Annotated in this window: 22 protein-coding genes; 15 read left to right on the top strand and 7 right to left on the bottom strand. The window is 42.6% G+C overall.

Translation table 11 applies throughout. The annotated features are described in order from the left end of the window. The first annotated feature begins 1 nt into the window (after window position 1). The 13 genes from ADI74_RS09805 (at window position 2) to dtd (ending at window position 15,264) form a co-directional block, all read left to right on the top strand. On the top strand, window positions 2–343 hold the full coding sequence (locus ADI74_RS09805) for a TIGR02328 family protein (protein ID WP_049538598.1): 342 nt from the start codon (window positions 2–4) through the stop codon (window positions 341–343). A gap of 244 nt (window positions 344–587) precedes the next feature. Continuing rightward, the gene (metE, locus tag ADI74_RS09810) at window positions 588–2,837 is read left to right on the top strand and encodes a 5-methyltetrahydropteroyltriglutamate--homocysteine S-methyltransferase (protein ID WP_049538599.1); all 2,250 of its coding nucleotides are present in this window, start codon (window positions 588–590) and stop codon (window positions 2,835–2,837) included. 62 nt (window positions 2,838–2,899) lie between these two features. After that, window positions 2,900–3,766: a methylenetetrahydrofolate reductase [NAD(P)H] gene (gene metF / locus ADI74_RS09815; protein WP_049538600.1), complete on the top strand. Its 867-nt coding sequence runs from the start codon at window positions 2,900–2,902 to the stop codon at window positions 3,764–3,766. Window positions 3,767–4,309: 543 nt separating this feature from the next. Beyond that, window positions 4,310–6,523: a polyribonucleotide nucleotidyltransferase gene (gene pnp / locus ADI74_RS09820; protein ID WP_049538602.1), complete on the top strand. Its 2,214-nt coding sequence runs from the start codon at window positions 4,310–4,312 to the stop codon at window positions 6,521–6,523. Window positions 6,524–6,538: 15 nt separating this feature from the next. Continuing rightward, entirely contained in the window at window positions 6,539–7,156 is a 618-nt protein-coding gene (gene cysE / locus ADI74_RS09825; protein WP_049538604.1) for a serine O-acetyltransferase, read from the top strand. 12 nt (window positions 7,157–7,168) lie between these two features. Then, a complete protein-coding gene (locus ADI74_RS09830; protein WP_049538607.1) occupies window positions 7,169–8,035 on the top strand; it encodes a GNAT family N-acetyltransferase in 867 nt (288 codons plus the stop codon). 22 nt (window positions 8,036–8,057) lie between these two features. Further along, a complete protein-coding gene (locus ADI74_RS09835) occupies window positions 8,058–8,579 on the top strand; it encodes a dihydrofolate reductase family protein (protein ID WP_049538609.1) in 522 nt (173 codons plus the stop codon). Between the two features lie 17 nt (window positions 8,580–8,596). Continuing rightward, on the top strand, window positions 8,597–9,940 hold the full coding sequence (gene cysS, locus ADI74_RS09840) for a cysteine--tRNA ligase (RefSeq protein ID WP_049538612.1): 1,344 nt from the start codon (window positions 8,597–8,599) through the stop codon (window positions 9,938–9,940). Next, entirely contained in the window at window positions 9,933–10,319 is a 387-nt protein-coding gene (locus ADI74_RS09845; protein ID WP_049538613.1) for a Mini-ribonuclease 3, read from the top strand. The genes cysS and ADI74_RS09845 overlap by 8 nt, the downstream gene beginning before the upstream one ends. Window positions 10,320–10,321: 2 nt before the next feature. Next, complete coding sequence (locus ADI74_RS09850; protein ID WP_049538614.1) at window positions 10,322–11,191, top strand: helix-turn-helix domain-containing protein; 870 nt, start codon at window positions 10,322–10,324, stop codon at window positions 11,189–11,191. A 115-nt stretch (window positions 11,192–11,306) separates the two neighbouring features. After that, window positions 11,307–12,437 (top strand): ABC transporter ATP-binding protein, encoded by a 1,131-nt coding sequence (locus ADI74_RS09855; protein ID WP_049538615.1) that lies wholly within the window; start codon window positions 11,307–11,309, stop codon window positions 12,435–12,437. 148 nt (window positions 12,438–12,585) lie between these two features. Then, window positions 12,586–14,802, top strand: coding sequence for a RelA/SpoT family protein (locus tag ADI74_RS09860; protein ID WP_049538616.1), 2,217 nt, complete (start codon window positions 12,586–12,588; stop codon window positions 14,800–14,802). 18 nt (window positions 14,803–14,820) lie between these two features. Next, window positions 14,821–15,264 carry a D-aminoacyl-tRNA deacylase gene (gene dtd / locus ADI74_RS09865; RefSeq protein WP_049538617.1) on the top strand — a complete coding sequence of 148 codons (444 nt, stop codon included), beginning with the start codon at window positions 14,821–14,823 and terminating at the stop codon, window positions 15,262–15,264. A gap of 31 nt (window positions 15,265–15,295) precedes the next feature. Here dtd and ADI74_RS09870 read toward each other — a convergent pair whose 3' ends face one another. The 6 genes from ADI74_RS09870 to ADI74_RS09895 form a co-directional block, all read right to left on the bottom strand. Then, window positions 15,296–15,709: a hypothetical protein gene (locus tag ADI74_RS09870; RefSeq protein ID WP_049538618.1), complete on the bottom strand. Its 414-nt coding sequence runs from the start codon at window positions 15,707–15,709 to the stop codon at window positions 15,296–15,298. Window positions 15,710–15,816: 107 nt separating this feature from the next. Beyond that, a complete protein-coding gene (locus ADI74_RS09875; RefSeq protein WP_049538620.1) occupies window positions 15,817–16,467 on the bottom strand; it encodes a metal-dependent transcriptional regulator in 651 nt (216 codons plus the stop codon). Between the two features lie 83 nt (window positions 16,468–16,550). Then, window positions 16,551–17,045 (bottom strand): thiol peroxidase, encoded by a 495-nt coding sequence (gene tpx / locus ADI74_RS09880; RefSeq protein WP_049538622.1) that lies wholly within the window; start codon window positions 17,043–17,045, stop codon window positions 16,551–16,553. A gap of 112 nt (window positions 17,046–17,157) precedes the next feature. After that, a complete protein-coding gene (locus ADI74_RS09885; RefSeq protein WP_049538625.1) occupies window positions 17,158–18,090 on the bottom strand; it encodes a metal ABC transporter substrate-binding protein in 933 nt (310 codons plus the stop codon). Between the two features lie 25 nt (window positions 18,091–18,115). Further along, window positions 18,116–18,964 (bottom strand): metal ABC transporter permease, encoded by an 849-nt coding sequence (locus tag ADI74_RS09890; RefSeq protein WP_000634601.1) that lies wholly within the window; start codon window positions 18,962–18,964, stop codon window positions 18,116–18,118. After that, complete coding sequence (locus ADI74_RS09895) at window positions 18,961–19,683, bottom strand: metal ABC transporter ATP-binding protein (protein WP_000619158.1); 723 nt, start codon at window positions 19,681–19,683, stop codon at window positions 18,961–18,963. Before ADI74_RS09895 ends, ADI74_RS09890 begins: the two co-directional genes overlap by 4 nt. A 178-nt stretch (window positions 19,684–19,861) precedes the next feature. Here ADI74_RS09895 and ADI74_RS09900 point away from each other — a divergent pair, with 178 nt between their 5' ends. Both ADI74_RS09900 and ADI74_RS09905 read left to right on the top strand, forming a co-directional pair. Further along, window positions 19,862–21,754 carry a M13 family metallopeptidase gene (locus tag ADI74_RS09900; protein WP_049538627.1) on the top strand — a complete coding sequence of 631 codons (1,893 nt, stop codon included), beginning with the start codon at window positions 19,862–19,864 and terminating at the stop codon, window positions 21,752–21,754. 88 nt (window positions 21,755–21,842) lie between these two features. Next, window positions 21,843–22,607 carry a hypothetical protein gene (locus tag ADI74_RS09905; protein ID WP_049538629.1) on the top strand — a complete coding sequence of 255 codons (765 nt, stop codon included), beginning with the start codon at window positions 21,843–21,845 and terminating at the stop codon, window positions 22,605–22,607. A 104-nt stretch (window positions 22,608–22,711) separates the two neighbouring features. Here ADI74_RS09905 and ADI74_RS09910 read toward each other — a convergent pair whose 3' ends face one another. Continuing rightward, window positions 22,712–23,341, bottom strand: coding sequence for an MBL fold metallo-hydrolase (locus ADI74_RS09910; protein WP_049538631.1), 630 nt, complete (start codon window positions 23,339–23,341; stop codon window positions 22,712–22,714). Window positions 23,342–23,765: the final 424 nt, after the last annotated feature.

Raw genomic sequence — 23,765 nt, forward strand, 5'->3', positions numbered from 1 at the left:
TTTGATTTCACAACTTCCCCGTCCGCAGCTCTTGGGGCAACATCGAGAGTGCTGCGCCTTGCGTGGTAATGGCTGGGGCAGAAAGCATGCGACGGTGAACTATGTCTTTACCCACTCGCCCTATCGTCTTTATGCCTATCATCGCTTGATCATGGAGGAGATGGCTGACCGTGGCTATAATGTCAGTCCAGAATGGTTGGACAAGAACTACCGTGGCAAGATCTGCCTTCCCTATGAAGACTTGCCTGAGGAGAAGTTGGACAATCCCGTCTACAGTGAGCATGATGCAGGATACTATGAGGAGTGTTTGGATAATCTCCGAGAGAAGGGGATAGACCTATAGTCTTTTCTAATAACAAGCCATAGTCACTTATAAGAATCATCAATAGCTCGTTTGAGCATTCCAACTAAAATACAGCCATAAAACACGTTATATAAAGGATTTGAGACACTGGGTTCAAGTCTTTTTCTGTTGCCCAAAAGAGTGGTATAGTTTCAAACTATATCAAAGCCTAATTATTTACAATTATACAGACCCTTTCTTTTCTGTTAAGATAGTTTCAACAACAAATTTTGGAGGACACATCATGTCAACTACAATCATCGGTTTCCCTCGTTTGGGTGAATTCCGCGAATTAAAATTTACAACTGAAAAATACTTTAGAAAAGAAATCTCAGAAGAAGAACTCCTTGCAGCAGCAAAAGAATTGCGCGCAAAACACTGGAATATTGTCAAAGAAAAAGGCATCACTGAAATCCCATCAAATGACTTTTCGCACTATGACAACTTCCTAGATGCAGCCTTCCTCTTTAACGTGGTGCCAGCTTCTGTTCAAAACTTGGACTTGTCTGACCTTGAACGCTACTTTGCTTTGGCGCGTGGTTACCAAGGTGAAAAAGGGGACGTTCGTGCCCTTCCGATGAAGAAATGGTTCAACACTAACTACCACTACATCGTTCCTAAATTTGAAAAAGACACTCAAGTAAAACTTGCTGGTCACAAGATTTTTGATGAGTTCCAAGAAGCAAAAGAAATTGGATTGAACACTCGTCCTGTCCTTGTAGGCCCATTTACTTTCCTTCAATTGTCAGACTTTGAAGAAGGCGTGAAAGCAGAAGATTTCGTAGACAGCTTTGTCGCTGCTTACCAAGAAGTTTTTGCAAAATTGGCTGAACTTGGTGCGACACGCATCCAACTCGACGAAGCGGCTCTTGTCAAGGATTTGACAGCTGAAGAAAAAGCCCTCTTCTTGAACATTTACAACAAACTTTTGGCTGACAAGAAAGGTCTTGAAGTCTTGCTTCAAACTTACTTCGGAGACGTTCGTGATGTCTACGCTGACCTTGTGAAATTGCCAGTAGATGCCATCGGTCTTGACTTTGTCGAAGGTAAGAAAACTCTTGAACTCGTTAAAGGTGGTTTCCCAGCTGACAAGACTCTCTATGCAGGGATTGTCAATGGTAAGAACATCTGGCGCAATAATTACGAAAAGAGCTTGGCTGTTCTTGAACAAATTCCAGCTGAAAACATCGTTTTGACAAGCTCATGCTCACTTCTTCATGTGCCGTTTACAACTGCTAATGAAGAATTTGAACCAGCTATCTTGAACCACTTTGCTTTCGCTGTTGAAAAATTGGATGAGATTCGTGATTTGGATGCTATTCGCAACGGCCAAGGTGCAGAAGCTCTTGCAGCTAACAAAGAACTCTTTGCGACTGAGCGTGTGGGTGAAAATGCAGAACTTCGTGCTCGTATCGCTGGCTTGACTGACGCAGACTACACTCGTTTGCCAGCCTTTGCAGAACGTGAAGCTATCCAAGAGGAAGCTTTCAAACTTCCAGCTCTTCCAACAACAACCATCGGTTCATTCCCTCAAACAAAAGAAGTTCGTGCTAAACGTTTGGCCTTCCGTAAGGGTGAGTTGACTCAAGAAGAGTATGACGCTTTCCTTGCTGAAACCATCGATGAATGGATTAAATGGCAAGAAGAAGTTGGATTTGACGTGCTTGTACACGGTGAATTTGAGCGTAATGACATGGTTGAGTACTTCGGTCAAAACTTGTCAGGTTACCTCTTCTCTAAGAATGGTTGGGTACAATCATACGGTATGCGTGGGGTGAAACCACCAATCATCTGGGGTGATGTCACTCGTCTCAACCCAATCACTGTTAAATGGTCTAGCTACGCACAAAGCCGTACTGACAAACCTGTTAAGGGTATGTTGACAGGACCTGTTACCATCCTCAACTGGTCATTCCCACGTGAAGACATCTCTATCAAGGACTCAACTCTTCAAATCGCTCTTGCCATCAAGGATGAAGTTCTTGATCTTGAAGCTGCTGGCGTGAAAATCATCCAAATCGACGAAGCTGCTCTTCGTGAGAAATTGCCACTCCGTCGTAGCGACTGGTACGAAGACTACCTTGACTGGGCTATTCCTGCCTTCCGCTTGGTACACTCAACAGTAGCGCCAGACACACAAATCCACACCCACATGTGTTACTCAGAATTTACAGATATCATCCCAGCTATCGACAACATGGATGCGGACGTTATTTCCTTTGAAGCAAGCCGTTCAAACCTTGAAATCTTGGACGAACTCAAAGCGAAAAACTTCCAAACAGAAGTGGGACCTGGGGTTTACGATATCCACTCTCCTCGTGTGCCAAATGAAGGCGAAATCGACCACACGATCGATGCTATTCTTGCCAAAGTACCAAGCAAGAAAGTTTGGATCAACCCTGACTGTGGTTTGAAAACACGTGGTATTCCAGAAACAAAAGAAAGCTTGATCCGCCTTGTCGAAGCAGCTAAAGCTGCGCGTGAGAAATTGTAAGATAAGATTTCTCTCCATACATGGTTGTTCAAAAAGAAATCAACTAGAAAAGGTTATTACATATGTCACGCCAAACACCGTCACTCTCATTTGAAGTGTTCCCTCCAAACCCAGCAGTGGGTAATGATAAAATTATTTCAGCCTTGCAGGATATGCGGGAGTTGACACCGCACTTTATCAGTGTGACCGCCAGCAATAATAAATTTAATATCAAGGAAACAACGGTTCGTTTGGCTGACTTTATCCAGAATGATTTGGCGATTCCAACTATTGCTCACTTGCCAGCTATCTATCTGACCAAGGAAAAGGTTGCTGAAACCATTGCGGACTTGGACAAGGTTGGGGTACAGAAAATCTTGGCCCTGCGTGGGGATATTATCCCTGATGTGGAACCACAAAAGGATTTCCGCTATGCAACGGATTTGATCGAGTTCATCAAGGAACAAGCCCCTCACTTTGATATTGTTGGCGCTTGCTATCCAGAAGGGCACCCTGACTCGCCAAACCAGATCTCGGATATTCAAAATCTCAAGAAGAAAGTGGATGCAGGCTGTTCAAGTCTTGTAACGCAACTTTTCTTTGACAACGATCGTTTCTATGATTTCCAAGACAAGTGTACCTTGGCAGGGATTGATGTTCCTATTCATGCGGGGATTATGCCAATTCTTAACCGTAACCAAGCGCTTCGTCTCTTGAAGACTTGTGAGAATATCCATCTTCCACGTAAATTCAAGGCCATCTTAGACAAGTATGAGCATGACCCTGAGTCGCTCAGAGCAGCAGGACTTGCTTATGCAGTGGATCAAATCGTGGACTTGGTAACCCAGGATGTCGCAGGTGTGCATCTCTACACCATGAACAATGCTGAAACAGCCAAATACATCCACCAAGCAACCCATGCCTTGTTTAATCATCAGTCTTTAGGGTAATTGATTCTTTAACCACTGAGACGACAGCTTGTCATTTACATGCTTTTAAATGAAAAATGACAGTTGCGAAAGCCAAAGAATTCGCTAAATAAAATAAACAACAAACCATTCCTCTTTTCATGGGGGAATGGTTCCTTTTTAATAGAAAAGCCCGCACTTTTTAAGAAAAATATGATAAAATAGACTCTGTACGTACTTGATACAAAGATGAGGGTATAAAATAATACAATGCATTCAAACTGCAAGGTATAGCGACACGAGCGAGTCAAATCGATATTATTTGACAAGGGAGTTAGTAAAGCATTTAGCTAATCGCATGATAGCGATTAGCGTGAAAGGCATAGATGCTTTAGCATCAATCCTTTCTAATGATTTGTATCTTGAGTAATTGAACCCGGCCGAAAAGCCGTGTAAAAAAGATAAACTGTCTTGTCTTCATCGAAGACTTCGCCAGTTTCCTATTTTTACTTTGCTTTTTGCGGTCTTAGTATCTTGATCTTTGTAGGCAAGGCGTATAATTTCATCAATCCAAAGGGGATTAAAATGACAAAACAAGTGTTTCAAACGACTTTTGCAGGTCGTGAGTTGGTTGTAGAGACTGGCCAGGTTGCTAAGCAAGCAAATGGCTCTGTTGTCGTGCGTTACGGTGAGTCAACTGTCTTGACTGCTGCCGTGATGTCTAAGAAAATGGCAACTGGGGATTTCTTCCCTCTCCAAGTCAACTACGAAGAAAAAATGTATGCGGCTGGGAAGTTTCCTGGTGGCTTTATGAAACGTGAAGGACGTCCTTCAACAGATGCGACTTTGACAGCGCGTTTGATTGACCGTCCAATCCGTCCGATGTTTGCGGAAGGTTTCCGTAACGAAGTGCAAGTGATCAACACTGTGCTTTCTTATGATGAAAATGCATCTGCACCAATGGCAGCCATGTTCGGTTCATCTTTGGCATTGTCTATCTCAGATATTCCGTTTGACGGACCAATTGCTGGAGTACAAGTGGGCTATGTCGATGGTCAAATCATCATCAACCCTACTCAAGAACAAGCAGAGCAATCTCTTCTTGAATTGACAGTAGCTGGTACCAAGCACGCCATCAACATGGTAGAATCTGGTGCCAAAGAATTGTCAGAAGAAATCATGTTGGGAGCCCTTCTCAAAGGGCACGAAGCAGTCAAAGAATTGATTGCCTTCCAAGAAGAAATCGTCGCTGCGGTTGGTAAGGAAAAAGCAGAAGTGGAATTGCTTCATGTGGATGCTGACTTGCAGGCTGAAATCATCGCAGCCTACAACAGCGACCTCCAAAAAGCGGTTCAAGTAGAAGAAAAATTGGCTCGTGAAGCTGCAACTCAAGCAGTTAAAGACCAAGTGACTGCTGTTTACGAAGAAAAATATGCAGACCATGAAGAATTTGAACGCATCATGCGTGATGTGGCTGAAATCTTGGAACAAATGGAACACGCTGAAGTGCGCCGTTTGATTACAGAAGACAAGGTGCGTCCTGATGGTCGTAAGGTGGATGAAATCCGCCCTTTAGATGCGCAGGTTGACTATCTTCCTCGTGTACATGGTTCCGGTCTTTTCACTCGTGGACAAACTCAAGCTCTTTCAGTTTTGACTTTGGCTCCTATGGGAGAAACTCAAATCATCGATGGTTTGGATCCAGAGTACAAGAAACGCTTTATGCACCACTATAACTTCCCTCAATACTCTGTCGGGGAAACTGGTCGTTATGGTGCGCCAGGTCGTCGTGAGATCGGTCACGGTGCTCTTGGTGAGCGTGCCCTTGCTCAAGTATTGCCAAGTTTGGAAGAATTCCCATATGCTATCCGTTTGGTAGCAGAAGTCTTGGAATCAAACGGTTCTTCTTCACAAGCATCTATCTGTGCGGGTACTCTTGCCCTTATGGCTGGTGGTGTGCCAATCAAGGCGCCAGTAGCTGGTATTGCCATGGGTCTTATCTCAGATGGAAATAACTACACAGTATTGACAGATATCCAAGGTTTGGAAGATCACTTTGGAGACATGGACTTCAAGGTTGCAGGTACTCGTGACGGAATCACAGCCCTTCAAATGGATATCAAGATCCAAGGAATTACTGCAGAAATCTTGACTGAGGCTCTTGCTCAAGCCAAGAAAGCACGTTTTGAAATCCTTGATGTCATCGAAGCGACTATTCCAGAAGTTCGTCCAGAATTGGCTCCAACTGCTCCGAAAATTGATACCATCAAGATTGATGTTGACAAGATCAAGATTGTCATCGGTAAAGGTGGAGAAACCATCGACAAGATTATCGCTGAAACTGGCGTTAAGATTGATATCGACGAAGAAGGTAATGTTTCTATCTACTCTAGCGACCAAGATGCCATTAACCGTACCAAAGAAATTATCGCTGGTTTGGTTCGTGAAGCCAAAGTGGATGAAGTTTACCATGCTAAGGTTGTTCGTATCGAGAAATTCGGTGCCTTTGTCAACCTCTTTGATAAGACAGATGCACTTGTGCACATTTCTGAAATGGCTTGGACTCGTACCAACCGTGTCGAGGATTTGGTAGCTATCGGTGATGAAGTCGATGTTAAGGTTATCAAGATTGATGAAAAAGGCCGTATCGATGCTTCTATGAAAGCTCTTCTTCCTCGTCCGCCAAAACCTGAGCATGATGAAAAAGGCGAAAAGTCTGAGCGACCTCACCGTCCACGTCATCACAAGGACCACAAACCTAAGAAAGAATTTACAGAAACACCAAAAGATTCAGAATAAGAAAAGGAGAAATGTATGGGATGGTGGCGCGAAACCATTGATATTGTAAAAGAAAATGATCCAGCGGCACGCAACAGTTTGGAAGTATTGCTGACCTATCCAGGTGTCAAGGCCTTGGCTGCCCACCGTCTCTCGCATTTTCTCTGGAAGCACGGCTTCAAACTCTTGGCTCGAATGCACAGTCAATTTTGGCGCTTTTGGACTCAGATTGAGATTCATCCGGGTGCCCAGATTGATTCAGGTGTCTTTATCGACCATGGTTCTGGCTTGGTGATTGGAGAGACTGCGATTGTTGAGAAGGGAGTTCTCCTCTATCATGGGGTGACTCTTGGAGGAACAGGGAAAGACTGTGGCAAACGCCATCCGACCATTCGAAAGGGAGCTCTCATATCGGCTCATGCCCAAGTTATCGGACCAGTGGAAATCGGCGAAAATGCTAAGGTGGGAGCAGCAGCAGTAGTTGTGGCAGATGTTCCTAGTGATGTGACAGTTGTCGGAATTCCTGCTAAAATTGTCCGAGTTCATGGACAGAAGGATGAGCCGACTATCCACGAAGTCGAAGAAAAACGGGAGTACTACGTTAATAAGATGGAGCACGCCAAGGAAGCCAGTCATCGGTCTTCTAGCTTGTAAGGAGATAGCTACATGATTCAAGCAACCAATACATTGAATGATCACCAACTATTGGAAGCAAAGGCTCTTATTGCGACTTGTCAGAACTATGACAGAACTTTTCGGGATCCCTATCTCTCCAATATGCTCAATTTTGATCCAAATATGCCGGCCTTTTTCCTTTATTATGAAAAAGGTGAACTTGTTGGTCTCTTAACTGTCTATGCTGATGATCAAGATGTAGAAGTGACGATACTGGTTCATCCAGCTCATCGCCGTCAGGGGATTGCGCGTGCTTTGTTTACGAGTTTTGAGAAAGAAACGGCTGCTTTTTCTATTCGTTCAGTGACTTTTCAGACAGAACGTATTTTTCTAGAACGTCATCCTGATTTTGTCAGCAACTGGGGATTGGTCGAGGACGAGGATACAGAAACTTGGTTAGGTAAGGATAGAAAACCTTATCCGTTAGCAAATGTTTCCAATCTTGAAGTTTTGTTAGCAGATAGTTCATATCAGGATCAAATTAGTCAGTTAAAATTTCAGGCATTCTCAGAGGAACATGAATCCAGAGAAGTTGTGGATAGATATGTCGCTAAAGCTCTGAAGGATCCAGAAAGTCGCCTATATATTTTATTAAAAAACAGTCAGGTTATTGGAACTTGCACGGTTGATTTATCGACTAATACGAATTACCTCTATGGTTTAGCAATAGCTGAACTTGAACGTGGAAAAGGCTACGGAAGCTATCTAGCAAAATCCCTTGTCAACAAACTGATTGAGCAAAATGACAAGGAGTTTCAGATTGCCGTGGAAGATAGTAATGTAGGTGCCAAACGTTTGTATGAAAAAATTGGCTTTGTCAAACAGACCCAGGTGATTTATCTGAAAGCAAAAGTGTAGAACTAGAAAGGTAACTACAAGAATGGCAGTATATTTTTACGGCTGTATTACCATGGATGGCTACTTGGCAGACAGCCAGCACAGGATAGACTGGCTGCATCAGCTTGGTTCTGTAGAGGATACAGGCTATGATGACTTTTACAGACAAATGGATATCACCATCATGGGCAAGCGGACCTTTGAGGGAATCCAAGATTTGCAAGATGTAGAAAGTTTTTATCAAGCTACGGAAAACTATGTCTTTACGCATGATAGGCACCTGCCTGTCAGCAATTACCAGCCAGTAGCTGGGGATGTGGTGGACTTTGTTCACCAGATTGACAAAGGCAAAAATGTCTTTGTGATTGGTGGTAATTCCTTGGTAGGACCGCTCTTGGATGCGGATCTTTTCGACCACCTCATTATTCAGATAGCGCCCCTTATCCTAGGAAAGGGGGTTCCCCTCTTTACCCAAGAGGAAGGGCAGCGCTTTTACCAACTGGATAGCCTCAGACAATTTGGCCCTTTTGCAGAGCTGGTTTTCAGCCGAAAAAGTCAGAAATAGAGAAGGGAGTGGACCGCATGATTAAAATTTATGACACCATGTCTCGTGATTTGCGAGAATTTGTACCTATTGAGGACGGCAAGGTTAAGATGTATGTCTGTGGGCCTACGGTCTACAACTATATCCACGTGGGGAATGCCCGTTCGACGGTGGCTTTTGATACCATTCGTCGTTATTTTGAATACCGTGGCTACGAAGTTGCCTATATTTCCAATTTTACGGATGTGGATGATAAGATTATCAACCGTGCCAAGGAAGAAGGCATCACACCTCAGGAGGTTGCGGACAAGTACATCGCTGCCTTTCGTGAGGATGTGACAGCTTTGGGCGTGAAACCTGCGACTCGCCATCCACGAGTAGTCGAGTTTATGGCTGACATTATCCGCTTTGTGGAAGACTTGATTGGAAAAGGCTTTGCCTATGAGAGTCAAGGGGATGTTTACTTTCGTGTGGAGAAATCTCATAACTATGCCAAGTTAGCCAACAAAACCTTAGAAGATTTGGAGCTGGGTGCTTCAGGTCGGACAGATGAAGAAACAGTTCGTAAGGAAAATCCTGTAGACTTTGCCCTCTGGAAAGCTGCCAAACCAGGTGAGATTTCTTGGGACAGTCCTTGGGGACCTGGTCGTCCAGGCTGGCATATCGAGTGTTCGGTTATGTCAACAGAGATTTTGGGAGATACCATTGATATCCACGGTGGTGGTGCTGACCTTGAGTTTCCTCACCATACCAACGAAATTGCCCAGTCGGAAGCCAAGACAGGAAAGACCTTTGCCAACTACTGGATGCACAATGGCTTTGTCAATATTGACAATGTCAAGATGTCTAAGTCCTTGGGCAACTTTATCACAGTCCATGATGCCCTTAAAACTCTTGATGGGCAAGTGCTTCGTTTCTTCTTTGCAACTCAACACTACCGCAAGCCTATCAACTTTACGGAAAAGGCAGTGCGGGATGCCGAGACTAATCTCAAGTATCTGAAGAACACTTATGAGCAACCGTTTACTGGAACTGTAGATGCGAAAGAACTTCAAGCTTTTAAAGATAAGTTCGTGGCTGCAATGGATGAGGATTTCAATGCAGCAAATGGTATCACAGTAGTCTTTGAAATGGCCAAATGGATCAATTCCGGTAACTATGATGCAAGTGTCAAGCAAGCTCTTGCGGATATGTTGGAAGTCTTTGGAATTGTCTTTGTTGAGGAAGTTTTGGATGTAGAGATTGAAGCCTTAATCAAAAAACGCCAAGAAGCGCGTGCCAATCGCGACTTTGCGACAGCGGACCAGATCCGTGACCAACTAGCTGCTCAAGGGATTAAACTACTGGATACAAAAGATGGAGTGAGGTGGACACGTGATTGATGTCAATCTCATTAACGGGATTGCGCTAGCTTTTGAAGGGGATGCGGTTTATTCTATGTATATTCGTCGCCACCTCATCCTCAAAGGCATGACCAAGCCCAATAAACTTCACCAAGAGGCGACCAAGTATGTCTCAGCCAAGGCTCAGGCTCGCCTGATTTCCCTGATGTTGGAGGAGCAAATCCTGACTGAGAAGGAAGAAGAAATCTATAAACGAGGCCGCAATACCAATAGTCACACAAAGGCTAAAAATGCGGATGTCGTAACCTATCGCATGTCTACAGGCTTTGAAGCGGTCATGGGCTATCTTCATTTGACAGAAAATGTGGAGCGCTTAGAAACCTTAATCTCTTGGTGCATCCAAAAAGTGGAGGACTAGAAATGCTTGCAAAAGAATTACTAGACTGGTTTCCTGAGGCTCAGATTTCAGATCAGCCGATAGAGAAGCTAGGATATCTTACACTTCCTCTATCTTCTCAACAGTGGATTTTACTAGAGGAGGCTAGCCTCAGTGAACGTGAAAAGCAGCTGGTTTCCCTTTTGACCCAAGAGGAACAGGCAACTTCGCTCAATCCTTGGTATTCCTATCTGATTGAGGGTAAGGGGCAGGCGCCTCAAACTTTTAAAAAGATACAACTGGTTTATTGCCATCTATCCTATTACCAACAGGAAAATCTAGCCTCTTGGCTGGACATGATGCAGACCCTCTTTCCTAACTGCCAGACAGTGTTGCAGGTCGGAGTTCAGGACTATGTTTTTGTTCTCCAGCAAGATAAATACACTTCTGTTCGCTCAATCTTATCCGATACGATTGAGGCAGTAGAGTATGACTTTGGTCTTCGTCTATCTATCATGTTGGGGCAGGTTTGGTCTCAGACGGGGTATCAGGCTCTATCAGATTTAATCCAAGCAGAGCGGGACTTATTTAAGACTTGGTGGCGTCAAGGTCATCAAGGTGTTCATACTTTTTCACAACTCTATCTCTGGAGTCTTGGGGAAGGGCTTGTGGATCTGAGAGTCATTAAAGAATGCCTGCATCAGATGATTTTGGATCAAGATCAGATTCAGGAAATCATTCTCTCTCTTTGGGAAAACAGTGCTGTCTTAACTAAAACAGCACAACAACTCTACCTGCACCGCAACTCTCTCCAATACAAGATTGATAAATGGGAAGAATTGACAGGGCTACAGTTGAAGGAATTGACCGACCTGACCTTGTGCTATCAGTTGATTTTACCAGATATTCTTTAAAGTTTTGTGCAAGTTGCACAGAACTTTTTTATTTTTTTGGTCACCTTGCCATAGAAATGTAAAGCGTTTTCATTTATAATAAAACTATCAAAAAAATAAAAGGAGTTCACCTTCCATGGTAGAATTAAATCTTAAAAACATTTACAAAAAATATCCAAACAGCGAACACTACTCAGTTGAAGACTTCAACTTGGACATCAAAGACAAGGAATTTATCGTTTTCGTAGGTCCTTCAGGATGTGGTAAATCAACAACTCTTCGTATGATCGCTGGTCTTGAAGACATTACAGAAGGTACTGCATCTATCGATGGCGTGGTTGTCAACGACGTAGCTCCAAAAGACCGTGACATCGCCATGGTATTCCAAAACTACGCTCTTTACCCACACATGACTGTATATGACAACATGGCTTTCGGTTTGAAATTGCGTAAATACAGCAAAGAAGACATCGACAAACGTGTGCAAGAAGCTGCAGCAATCCTTGGCTTGAAAGAGTTCTTGGATCGTAAACCAGCTGACCTTTCAGGTGGTCAACGTCAACGTGTTGCCATGGGTCGTGCGATCGTCCGTGATGCAAAAGTATTCTTGATGGACGAACCTTTGTCAAACTTGGATGCCAAACTTCGTGTATCTATGCGTGCTGAAATTGCGAAGATCCACCGTCGTATCGGTGCTACAACCATCTACGTAACGCACGACCAAACAGAAGCGATGACATTGGCAGACCGTATCGTTATCATGTCAGCTACTAAGAACCCTGCTGGTACAGGTACTATCGGACGCGTAGAACAAATCGGTACTCCTCAAGAAGTTTACAAAAATCCAGTTAACAAGTTCGTTGCAGGATTTATCGGAAGCCCAGCTATGAACTTCATCAATGTGAAATTGGTTGGTGGTGAAATTGTTTCTGACGGTTTCCGCTTGAAAGTTCCAGAAGGAGCACTGAAAGTTCTTCGTGATAAAGGCTACGAAGGTAAAGAATTGATCTTCGGTATCCGTCCAGAAGATGTGAATGCAGAACCTGCTTTCCTTGAAACATTCCCAGAATCAGTTGTTAAAGCAACTATCTCTGTATCAGAATTGCTTGGTTCAGAATCTCACCTATACTGCCAAGTTGGTAAAGATGAATTTGTTGCAAAAGTGGATGCTCGTGACTACTTGCAAACAGGTGCAACGGTTGAACTTGGATTTGACTTGAACAAAGCGCACTTCTTTGACGTAGAAACTGAGAAAACAATCTACTAAGATGAATAAATAGAATAGCAAAGCACTGCAGAGTTTCTCTTGCAGTGCTTTTTCTTTTAAATGCAGAGGCTAGGCATGAAAACAGGCTTTTCTAGTTTTAATATTCTTAAAAAAGTGATAAAATGGTAGGAAGAATTGGAGAGAATAGATGCCGAAAGAAGTGAATTTGACGGGCGATGAGGTTGTCGCTTTAACGCAAAAATATTTATCGAAAGAAGATGTTGCTTTTGTACATAAAGCCTTGGTTTACGCCGTTGAATGCCATAGTGGTCAATACCGTAAATCTGGTGAGCCCTATATTATTCATCCCATTCAGGTGGCAGGGATTTTAGCTAAACTCAAGCTAGATGCCGTGACGGTTGCCTGTGGGTTTTTGCATGACGTGGTTGAGGATACGGATGCGACACTGGATGATTTAGAGCAAGAGTTTGGTCATGATGTTCGGATTATCGTTGATGGGGTGACCAAGCTTGGTAAGGTCGAGTACAAATCGATTGAGGAGCAATTAGCGGAAAACCACCGTAAGATGCTCATGGCTATGTCTGAGGATATCCGCGTTATCTTGGTTAAACTATCTGACCGCTTGCATAACATGAGAACGCTTAACCATCTACGAAAAGACAAGCAGGAACGGATTTCCAGAGAGACCATGGAAATCTATGCACCACTTGCTCATCGTCTGGGTATTTCTAGCGTCAAGTGGGAGTTAGAAGACTTGTCCTTCCGCTATCTTAATCCAACTGAGTTTTACAAGATCACTCATATGATGAAGGAAAAACGCAGAGAGCGTGAGGCTTTGGTCGATGAAGTCGTGACAAAGTTAGAGGACTACACTTCCGAACGCAATCTAAAAGGGAAAATCTATGGTCGTCCCAAGCATATCTACTCTATCTATCGCAAGATGCAGGATAAGAAGAAACGCTTCGAGGAAATCTATGACCTGATTGCCATTCGCTGTATCCTAGAGACTCATAGTGATGTCTATGCCATGCTGGGCTATGTGCATGAGCTTTGGAAACCAATGCCTGGGCGTTTTAAAGATTATATCGCTAACCGTAAGGCCAATGGTTACCAGTCTATCCATACGACTGTCTATGGACCAAAAGGTCCGATTGAATTCCAAATTCGTACCAAGGAAATGCACGAGGTGGCTGAGTACGGGGTAGCAGCTCACTGGGCCTATAAGAAAGGAATCAAAGGGCAGGTCAACAGCAAAGAATCAGCTATTGGGATGAACTGGATCAAGGAAATGATTGAGTTGCAAGACCAGGCTGATGATGCCAAGGAATTTGTGGATTCTGTAAAGGAAAACTACCTAGCTGAGGAGATTTACGTCTTTACCCCAGATGGGGCTGTGCGTTCCCTTCCAAAAGATTCAGGCCCGATTGACTTCGCCTATGAAATTCATACCAAAGTCGGTGAAAAAGCAACTGGTGCCAAGGTCAATGGCCGTATGGTCCCTCTGACAACCAAGCTCAAAACTGGGGATCAGGTCGAAATTGTCACCAACCCTAACTCCTTTGGCCCGAGTCGTGACTGGCTTAACATGGTTAAGACTAGCAAGGCACGCAACAAAATTCGTCAGTTCTTTAAAAACCAAGACAAGGAATTGTCCGTTAACAAGGGCCGTGAGATGCTGATGGCCCAGTTCCAAGAAAACGGTTATGTGGCCAATAAATTCATGGACAAGCGCCACATGGACGAGGTCCTTCAAAAGACCAGCTACAAGACAGAGGGGGCCCTCTATGCAGCTATTGGTTTTGGAGAAATTGGTGCTATTACCGTCTTTAACCGTTTGACCGAAAAGGAACGTCGTGAGGAAGAGCGTGCCAAGGCCAAGGCGGAGGCAGAAGAACTTGTCAAAGGTGGCGAAGTTAAGGTTGAAAATAAAGAAACCCTCAAGGTCAAGCATGAGGGTGGTGTGGTCATTGAAGGTGCTTCAGGTCTCCTAGTTCGGATTGCCAGGTGTTGCAATCCAGTTCCGGGTGACGACATTGTTGGCTACATTACCAAGGGTCGTGGTGTAGCTATTCACCGTGTGGACTGTATGAATCTCCGTGCCCAAGAAAACTACGAGCAACGTCTCCTTGATGTGGAATGGGAAGATCAATTCTCAAGCAAGGAATACACTGCCCACATCGATATCTACGGCCTCAACCGTACAGGGCTCTTAAATGATGTTCTGCAAGTTCTTTCCAACACAACTAAGAATATCTCAACCGTTAACGCCCAACCAACCAAGGATATGAAATTTGCCAATATCCATGTGTCCTTTGGAATTTCAAACCTTTCTACGCTGACAACGGTCGTTGACAAAATCAAGAGTGTGCCAGAGGTATACTCAGTCAAACGAACCAACGGATAATTGAATAGAAAGGCGCTTATGAAAATCATCATTCAACGGGTTAAAAAAGCCCAAGTGAGTATCGAAGGTCAGGTTCAGGGAAAAATCAATCAGGGTCTCTTATTGTTGGTCGGTGTAGGCCCAGAGGACCAAGAGGAAGATCTGGATTATGCTGTGAGAAAACTGGTCAACATGCGGATTTTTTCAGATGCAGAAGGCAAGATGAATCTGTCTGTTAAGGATATTGGGGGCGAAATCCTTTCTATTTCTCAGTTTACCCTCTTTGCAGATACTAAGAAGGGCAATCGTCCAGCCTTTACAGGTGCAGCCAAGCCTGATAGGGCAGCTGCCTTCTATGACACTTTCAACCAAAAGCTAGCTCAGGAAGTGCCCGTTCAGAAAGGTATCTTTGGAGCGGATATGCAGGTAGAGCTGGTCAATGACGGACCGGTCACCATTATCCTTGATACAAAAAATAGATAAGAAAACCAAGCCTTGTCGGCTTGGTTTTTGTTTAGAAACACTCCCATAAAGAAATGTGTTTGTCGTAAAAGTCTGGATAGTTTTCCCTTAGGTGGCTAGCCGTTATATAATATAAAGTAGAATGACAGGAAGTAAAGACTGGAGTAAGAGAGTAGAAATATTGAGGGCCAGTGATAGCTAAAAAGACAAATAATAGAAGGTCAACGGAGAGAATCCATAAGTAGTAGAGGCGAATTTTTTTGTTCATCTGAGGATAAATCTCAGAGAACTGTTTTTTGAGTCGGAAGACTAAGCGAGACAGCAGTAGTCCCTGAGCAAGGATGAAAATAAAACCAGACAGCAGGAGCCAGTCTACAGAGAGATCGGTTTTGGAGATAAAAATTGCTAATAGTAGCAAATCACTGACTGCAATGGCTGCGAAGTGTAGTCTAAAGAGTTTTTTCATAGGATGACCTCCCTCTTTTATCTACCTTCATTCTACACCAAATGAATGGGAGTTACAAGCAAAATAATAAAAAATCCCTGAAAGGAACTTCTTTCAGGAATAAGGGCTTAGTTGATTTTTTCGACATAGAGTTGTTTGGCGATATCCATACTAACTTGGAGGTCTTCGTCTTTGTTGACCAGAGTAAAGCTATTGGAAAAGCCATCAAACTGCTTGACTTGGAGTTGGTCACCGATATGAATTGCGTGCTTTTCTAGATATTTGAGTAATTCAAAACTATCATGAACACGAGTCAGGAGATAGGTTCCAGCTTCCTGGACGGCTGCTAGTGGCAGGTTATTGATTTCAACCAAGAGTTCTCCCTCGGCTGGTATGGTTCCACCGTGGGGGCAGGTTTGAGGGAAACCAAGCAGTTTATCCAGTCTCTTTACAAAAAGGTCGGAGACAGTGTGTTCTAGGACCTCAGCTTCTTCGTGGATCTGATCGCTAGTATAGTCCAAATGGTGAACTAGAAAGACTTCAATCAAACGGTGTTTACGATAGAGCTCAGAGACCAGTTTGAGACCAATATCTGTTAATAGATAGCCATTCTCCTTATCCTTGAGGATGAGATTTTCACTTTTCATGCGTTTGATCATCTCTGTTACAGCAGGCGGAGAGACCTGCATACGGGCAGCAATTTCTTTGTTGGTGATTTTTTGCATGTCCGTACCGATTTCATAAATACATTTTAAATAATCTTCTTTATTTGGAGTCATTCGTTTCCTCTTGTTCATTCTCTCCATCTAGTATACCAAAAAAAGCTAGATTTCTCTAGCTTTCTGTCATAATGCTTGTGATTTTAGTCTAGTTCTTTAACTGCAGCAATAGCAGCTTCAAAGTCTGGCTCCGTGTTGATATTGTCAACGTATTCTACATAACGGATGACATTGTCAGCATCGAGAACAAAGACGGCACGTGCAAGGAGATGCCATTCGTTAATCAAGAGGGCATAATCACGTCCGAAAGAATGGTCAAAGTAGTCTGAAAGCATGATGGCATTGTCAAGACCTTCAGCCCCGCACCAGCGTCCTTGGGCAAATGGTAGGTCCATAGAAACGGTAAGAACGACGGTGTTGTCAAGGTTGGCAAGTTCTTGGTTGAAGCGACGTGTTTGCGTTGAGCAGATACCAGTATCGATAGAAGGGACAACACTCAAGACTTTTTTCTTTCCATCAAAGTCAGCTAGCGTTTTTTTAGAGAGATTGGTTGTGGTGAGAGAAAAGTCAAGTGCCTTGTCTCCGACTTGCAGCTGTTTACCTGTAAAAGTTACAGGATTTCCGAGAAAAGTGGTCATAAATTACTCCATTCTTTTTTCTTTCATTTTACCGAGAATTGTCAGATTTTTCCAATGATTTGACCGGAAATTGAAAAAACGCCAATTCGGTGAGAATGACGTTTTTAATGGATTATTTTGACAAACCTTCAGCAATCTTGTCAAGGTTGTATTTCATCATGTTGTAGTAGCTGTCACCTTCTTTACCTTCTTCAGCGATTGAGTCAGTAAAGATTTGTGCGTAAATTGGGATATTTGTGTCTTGTGAAACAGTCTTCATTGGACGGTCATCGACACTTGATTCAACAAAGAGTGATGGAACTTTTGTTTGGCGAAGTTTTTCAACCAAGGTCTTGATTTGTTCAGGTGTTCCTTCTTCTTCTGTGTTGATTTCCCAGATGTAGGCACTTGGAACTTCGTAAGCTTTAGAGAAGTATTTGAAGCATCCTTCGCTGGTTACAATGAGTTTTTTCTCAGCAGGGATATTGTTAAATTTCTCTTTAGCTTCCTTGTCCAGTTTGTCTAGCTTTTCAGTATAGTCTTTGAGATTTTTTTCGTAGAATTCCTTGTTGCTAGGGTCTTTAGCGCTCAATTGTTTAGCGATATTTTTAGCATAAATTATCCCATTTTCAAGGTTGAGCCAAGCGTGTGGGTCTTCTTTGCCTTTCTCGTTTTGACCTTCAAGGTAGATGATATCTACGCCGTCACTAACTGCATAGTAGTCTTTGTTTTCAGTTTTCTTGGCATTTTCGACCAATTTGGTAAACCAAGCATTGCCACCTGTTTCAAGGTTGATACCGTTATAGAAAATGAGGTCAGCCTCAGAAGTTTTCTTTACGTCTTCAGGAAGTGGTTCGTACTCGTGTGGGTCTTGACCAACAGGAACGATACTATGAAGATCAATCTTGTCACCAGCGATATTTTTAGTAATATCAGCAATGATAGAGTTAGTCGCTACAACCTTTAGTTTTTGGTTTGTAGATGCTGTATCTTTTTTCCCACTAGCACAGGCAGCTAATCCAATGATAGAAAGAAAAAGAACGAGCAATGTACCTAATTTTTTCATTAGATTCCTCCAGAAGGGTTTCCCCTTATTTATTGATTTTTTTATTTTTTAGTTTCAAGTATCGTTGCTTTGGAGAGATAAAGAAACTGATTAAGAAGAAGCTGGCAGATGTGAGCACGATGCTGGATCCTGCTGCGAGGTTGAAGCTATAGCCGATAAAGAGTCCCAAAACAGAAGCGGTTGCCCCTAGGGTTGATGAAAGAAAAATCATGCTCTTTAGGCTATTAGCATAAAGGTAAGCCGTCGCAGCTGGGGTGATCAACATGGCCACGATAAGAATCGTTCCAACACTTTGCATGGCAGTGACTGACACAAGGGTCAAGAGCACCATGAGTAGATAGTGATAGAAATTAACAGGCATTCCCATGGCTTTAGCCAAAAGCTCGTCAAAGGATGTAATCAATAGTTGTTTAAAGAAAATCCCGATAATCAAGAGAATCAATGCCCCCACACCAATGGTGATCCACATGTCCGTATCTTGGACAGCGAGGATATTCCCAAAAAGGATATGGAAGAGGTCTGTCGAACTCTTGGCAACACTAATCAAGATGACACCTAAGGCTAAGAAAGATGAAAAGGTAATACCAATGGCAGTGTCACTCTTGATGATAGAGTTCCCCTTGATGTAGGTAATGATGATGGAAGCCATCAAGCCAAAGATGATCGCTCCAATAAAGAAATCAATTCCCAGGATAAAGGAAAGGGCTACGCCGGGCAAAACTGCGTGAGAGATGGCATCCCCCATGAGAGACATTCCACGTAAGATGATAAAACATCCCACGGCTCCAGCAACCACCCCGATGACTATAGCTGTTATCAGGGCATTTTGTAGGAAATGGAAATGTTGCAATCCATCGATAAATTCTACTATCATAGGTCACCTCCATTAAAGAAGAGCTTACTACCATAAGCTTTTTTGAGATTGACTTCGGTAAAGGTTTCTTCAGTTGAACCAATAGCAACCAATTCTCGATTGAGAAGCATAACTTGGTCGAAATAATGAGGGACTTTGCTGAGGTCATGATGGACGATGAGAACTGTTTTACCAGCTTTTTTAAGGTCTCTCAGTGTATTCATGATAATCTCTTCACTGATCGAGTCAATCCCGACAAAAGGCTCATCTAAAAAGATGTAGTCAGCTTCCTGCACTAAGCAGCGGGCAATCAAAACACGTTGGAATTGTCCTCCAGAGAGCTGACTGATTTGGCGATCAGCATAGTCTGAGAGTCCAACGATTTCAAGTGCATCCGCCACTTTTTTCCAGTGGCTGGCCTTTAAAGTGTGGAAGAGCGGGATAGATGGATAGAGTCCCAGTGAGACACATTCCTTGACCTTGATAGGGAAATTGTAGTCGATATGGATTTTTTGCTCGACATAGGCAACTCGATGTAAAGATTTCTTGACTTCTTTGTCATCGAGAAAGGCCTGACCTTCGTGTGGGATAATTCCCAACATACTTTTTAATAAAGTTGATTTTCCAGCACCGTTTGGACCAATAATTCCGGTAATAGTTGGTCCGTGGAGCACTAGTGAAATATCCTTTAGTGCCAACGTTTCTTTGTAGGAGACACTGAGGTTTTCGATACGTATCATACAGTTATTTTCCTCCTGTCTTTTAATATACATTAAAAAAAAAATTAAGTCAAGTTAATTTTTAAAAAATTTAAAATAATAACTGAAAAATGAAGAAAAAAGAGAGACCATTTTTAATTGCATTCCCAAGTGTTTTTTGCTAAGCTAAGAATAAGTGAAAAATGAAAGCGAGAACAAGATGACACGTTATCAAGACGATTTTTATGATGCAATCAATGGAGAATGGGAAAAGACAGCTGTCATTCCAGCTGATAAATCTCGAACAGGTGGGTTTATTGACCTTGATGAGGAGATTGAAGAGTTAATGCTGGCAACTACGGACAAGTGGTTGGAAGGCGAAGATATTCCAGAGGACGCTATCCTCGCCAACTTTGTTAAGTACCATCGTATGGTACGTGATTTTGATAAGAGGGAAGCAGATGGGATCAAGCCTGTCCTTCCTCTACTAAAGGAATACCAAGATCTGGAGAACTTTGCAGATTTTACCAGCAAACTGGCAGAGTTTGAACTAGCTGGTAAACCAAACTTCCTTCCATTTGGTGTATCACCAGACTTTATGGATGCCAGAACCAATGTTCTCTGGGCCAGTGCACCAGGGACTATCTTGCCAGATACGACTTACTACGCTGAAGACCATCCTCAGCGTGAGGAGCTCTTGGCTCTTTGGAAGGAAAGTACTACGAATCTTCTCAAAGCCTATGATTTTTCAGATGAGGAAATCGCAGACTTACTAGAGAAACGATTGGAATTGGACCGTCGCATTGCGGCTGTGGTGCTTTCTAACGAAGAAAGTTCAGAATATGCCAAACTCTACCATCCATACGCTTATGAAGATTTCAAGAAATTTGCTCCTGTCCTACCTTTGGATGATTTCTTCCAAGCAGTGATTGGACAAACTCCAGACAAGGTTATCGTAGATGAGGAACGTTTCTGGCAAGCAGCAGATCAATTCTATAGTGAAGAAGCATGGCCTTTGCTTAAGGCGACTTTGATTTTGGGCGTAGTCAATCTTTCAACCAGCTATCTAACTGACGAGATTCGTGTTTTGTCAGGTGCCTACGGACGTGCCCTTTCAGGTGTGCCAGAAGCACAGGACAAGGTCAAGGCAGCTTATCACTTGGCCCAAGCTCCTTTCAAGCAAGCTCTTGGTCTCTGGTATGCGCATGAAAAATTCTCCCCAGAAGCTAAGGCTGATGTAGAGAAAAAAGTGGCGACTATGATTGACGTTTATAAGGAACGCTTGGCTAAGAACGACTGGCTCACGCCTGAAACGCGTGACAAGGCCATTGTCAAACTTAATGTCATCAAGCCTTATATCGGTTATCCAGAGGAATTGCCAGAACGCTACAAGGACAAAGTCGTGGACGAAACTACCAGCCTCTTTGAGAATGCCCTAGCCTTTGCGCGTGTGGAAATCAAGCACAGCTGGAGCAAGTGGAACCAACCGGTTGATTACAAGGAGTGGGGAATGCCAGCTCACATGGTTAATGCCTACTACAATCCTCAGAAGAACTTGATTGTCTTCCCAGCTGCTATTTTACAGGCTCCATTCTATGATTTGCATCAGTCGTCCTCAGCTAACTACGGAGGGATTGGTGCTGTTATTGCCCACGAGATTTCTCATGCCTTTGATACTAACGGGGCTTCCTTTGATGAAAATGGTAGTCTCAAGGATTGGTGGACAGAGAGTGACTATGCTGCCTTTAAAGAAAAAACGCAGAAAGTTATTGACCAGTTTGATGGTCAAGAATCCTACGGAGCAACGATCAACGGAAAACTAACTGTATCAGAAAATGTTGCTGACTTGGGAGGAATTGCTGCAGCCCTTGAAGCAGCCAAGAGAGAACCAGACTTCTCTGCTGAAGAATTTTTCCACAACTTTGCTCGTATCTGGCGTATGAAAGGCCGTCCGGAGTTGATGAAACTCATGGCCAGTGTCGATGTGCACGCGCCAGCTAAGCTCCGTGTCAATGTTCAAGTACCAAACTTCGATGACTTCTTTACAACATACGATGTCAAAGAAGGCGACGGTATGTGGCGTTCACCAGAGGACCGTGTGATTATTTGGTAAAGTAAGTCCCTAACCAAGTATCATCTTGGAATTAATGGTTCATTTTTGAAGTTTATCAATCTGAAAATGCAATGCTATCGAGGTAAACATGAAGAAATTTTTAATAATGCTATCAGCTATTCTTTCGATTTCAGTTCTAGCATCTTGTAGTCTCAATAAAAATAGGAACAATACAGAACCTTCATCCGCACTATCATCTGTCTCCAAAGACGATAAGACTAGTGTATCAACAGAAGCAAAGGCTGAGAATACTAGTGAATCGTCAACCAAGGCATCACAATCGACTGCTGAAAATAAGAAAGTAACTGGACAAGATTTATATAAAGAAGTGATTGAACGCTATAATCACTTTACAGACCTTTTAAAACAAGGTAATAGAGAGGATTTATACAAGGAAAATAAACAAGATAAGATTACTTCAGAAGAATATAGCCTGGTTTTCTCTCGAATGGATTATCAAAATGCACCCGAATGGAAATACGCAATTGTTGATTTGAATAAGGATGGTCAAGACGAGTTGCTTATTGGCGATGAAAAATTTGTTTCAGCTATTTATTATTTGGAAAATCAAAAACCTAGCTTACTTCACACAGCATATATAGCTTCTGCAGGTGGTTTTCGCTCAGGATTTAATATTTATGAAAATGGTCAAGTCTGTTATGCAGACTGGCAGTCAACTCGTCCAGAAATGAACCTGTCTCTATATTCGTTCGATAAAAACGGAGTGCAGAAGATTAAAGAAGCAACTCTTCAAATTGGTGGCAATGAAAAAGCAGAGCAAGTTTTAGATATTTCTTCTGAAAAGCTTGATTTGTCTAACATTGGCTGGAAAGAATTGAATCCGGCTAATTAGTTTTGAATTATTTTTCTAGTCAATATTGATTCTTCTGAGCAAATATTGACATAGAAATTGAAGCTACAAAAAAACCGAGGAAATTATCCTTGGTTTTTTGTTTGCTAAAAAAAGGGATTAAAGGTCTTTTCGTGAGCGATAGTCGTAGCTGGACCATGCCCAGGATAGACATCGTAATTAGGAAGAGTGAAGAGTTGAGTCTGAATGCTATGGAGGAGTTGTTCCATACTACCAGTAGGGAGGTCGGTCCGTCCGATGGTTTCGCGGAAAAGAGCATCTCCAGTCAAGACTAGATGGGCATCAGGAAAAACGAGAGAAACACCTCCGATAGAATGGCCAGGTGTTGGCAATGCCGTAAAACGAAACTCTTCGATCTGGTATTCCTCATGATAGACATAGGTGTGTTCAGCTGGTTTGCAGATGACATCAGCCATATCATCATGACGAGGTAGGCCAGAGAGATTGTCAACGGGAGTATAGAGCCAAGAAGCTTCACTCTCTGCTACATAAACGGGGGGATTTTCAAAAGTATCTCTGACCAAGTCAAGACTCAAAATGTGGTCGTAGTGGGTGTGGGTCAGGAGAATCGCACAGACTGGTTTGTTGATTTTCTCGATAGTTTTGCAAATAGCCTCCCAATGGCTACCTGGGTCAACCAAAATCAGGTGTTGGTCCCCTTCTAGATAATAAGTGTTTTCATAGGCAACAGGGTTTACAGTTTTATGGATTTTCATACTGGCTCCAATCTTAAAGAATCTACTATAAATAGTATAGCACAGATAAGGAGAAATAAGATGTAGTAAAATCTATCTTCTAAATCAAACGGGTTGTAGGATGAATTTTAATTTTTAGCTTCAGGAAGAAGGATTAGTTATTAGAGATTTTAAAAATCAATATTTACAAGGATTAAAAGGAATGGAATTTGTTTAAATGGAAACTATACTTTAAAGTTTCAAGATATGTCTAATTAAGCTCGTATTCGCTCCTTAAAAATAAAGATAAGTATCGTAAGAAAACTAGTGAATATAGAAGATAACAAAAGAGTAAAGCTAAGTAAAAAATCAATAAATGTAAGGTAGTTTATTCTTATATAGTATAAGAGATAAGACACCTAGAGGGTAATTTGTTTGGCAAGTAAAATTTTATTTTAGAAATTGT

The sequence above is a fragment of the Streptococcus pseudopneumoniae genome (assembly GCF_001074565.1).
In the GTDB taxonomy this organism is placed as follows: Bacteria; Bacillota; Bacilli; order Lactobacillales; family Streptococcaceae; genus Streptococcus; species Streptococcus pseudopneumoniae_J.

What these genes read in the sequence shown, in the direction of transcription:
- ADI74_RS09895 (WP_000619158.1), bottom strand. Translation starts at nt 19,683, where the DNA reads ATGATACGTATCGAAAACCTCAGTGTCTCCTACAAAGAAACGTTGGCA.
- ADI74_RS09850 (WP_049538614.1), top strand. Translation starts at nt 10,322, where the DNA reads ATGCTTGCAAAAGAATTACTAGACTGGTTTCCTGAGGCTCAGATTTCA.
- ADI74_RS09870 (WP_049538618.1), bottom strand. Translation starts at nt 15,709, where the DNA reads ATGAAAAAACTCTTTAGACTACACTTCGCAGCCATTGCAGTCAGTGAT.
- dtd (WP_049538617.1), top strand. Translation starts at nt 14,821, where the DNA reads ATGAAAATCATCATTCAACGGGTTAAAAAAGCCCAAGTGAGTATCGAA.
- ADI74_RS09835 (WP_049538609.1), top strand. Translation starts at nt 8,058, where the DNA reads ATGGCAGTATATTTTTACGGCTGTATTACCATGGATGGCTACTTGGCA.
- ADI74_RS09910 (WP_049538631.1), bottom strand. Translation starts at nt 23,341, where the DNA reads ATGAAAATCCATAAAACTGTAAACCCTGTTGCCTATGAAAACACTTAT.
- ADI74_RS09875 (WP_049538620.1), bottom strand. Translation starts at nt 16,467, where the DNA reads ATGACTCCAAATAAAGAAGATTATTTAAAATGTATTTATGAAATCGGT.
- ADI74_RS09830 (WP_049538607.1), top strand. Translation starts at nt 7,169, where the DNA reads ATGATTCAAGCAACCAATACATTGAATGATCACCAACTATTGGAAGCA.
- cysE (WP_049538604.1), top strand. Translation starts at nt 6,539, where the DNA reads ATGGGATGGTGGCGCGAAACCATTGATATTGTAAAAGAAAATGATCCA.
- metE (WP_049538599.1), top strand. Translation starts at nt 588, where the DNA reads ATGTCAACTACAATCATCGGTTTCCCTCGTTTGGGTGAATTCCGCGAA.
- metF (WP_049538600.1), top strand. Translation starts at nt 2,900, where the DNA reads ATGTCACGCCAAACACCGTCACTCTCATTTGAAGTGTTCCCTCCAAAC.
- ADI74_RS09905 (WP_049538629.1), top strand. Translation starts at nt 21,843, where the DNA reads ATGAAGAAATTTTTAATAATGCTATCAGCTATTCTTTCGATTTCAGTT.
- ADI74_RS09890 (WP_000634601.1), bottom strand. Translation starts at nt 18,964, where the DNA reads ATGATAGTAGAATTTATCGATGGATTGCAACATTTCCATTTCCTACAA.
- ADI74_RS09885 (WP_049538625.1), bottom strand. Translation starts at nt 18,090, where the DNA reads ATGAAAAAATTAGGTACATTGCTCGTTCTTTTTCTTTCTATCATTGGA.
- pnp (WP_049538602.1), top strand. Translation starts at nt 4,310, where the DNA reads ATGACAAAACAAGTGTTTCAAACGACTTTTGCAGGTCGTGAGTTGGTT.
- ADI74_RS09860 (WP_049538616.1), top strand. Translation starts at nt 12,586, where the DNA reads ATGCCGAAAGAAGTGAATTTGACGGGCGATGAGGTTGTCGCTTTAACG.
- cysS (WP_049538612.1), top strand. Translation starts at nt 8,597, where the DNA reads ATGATTAAAATTTATGACACCATGTCTCGTGATTTGCGAGAATTTGTA.
- tpx (WP_049538622.1), bottom strand. Translation starts at nt 17,045, where the DNA reads ATGACCACTTTTCTCGGAAATCCTGTAACTTTTACAGGTAAACAGCTG.
- ADI74_RS09855 (WP_049538615.1), top strand. Translation starts at nt 11,307, where the DNA reads ATGGTAGAATTAAATCTTAAAAACATTTACAAAAAATATCCAAACAGC.
- ADI74_RS09900 (WP_049538627.1), top strand. Translation starts at nt 19,862, where the DNA reads ATGACACGTTATCAAGACGATTTTTATGATGCAATCAATGGAGAATGG.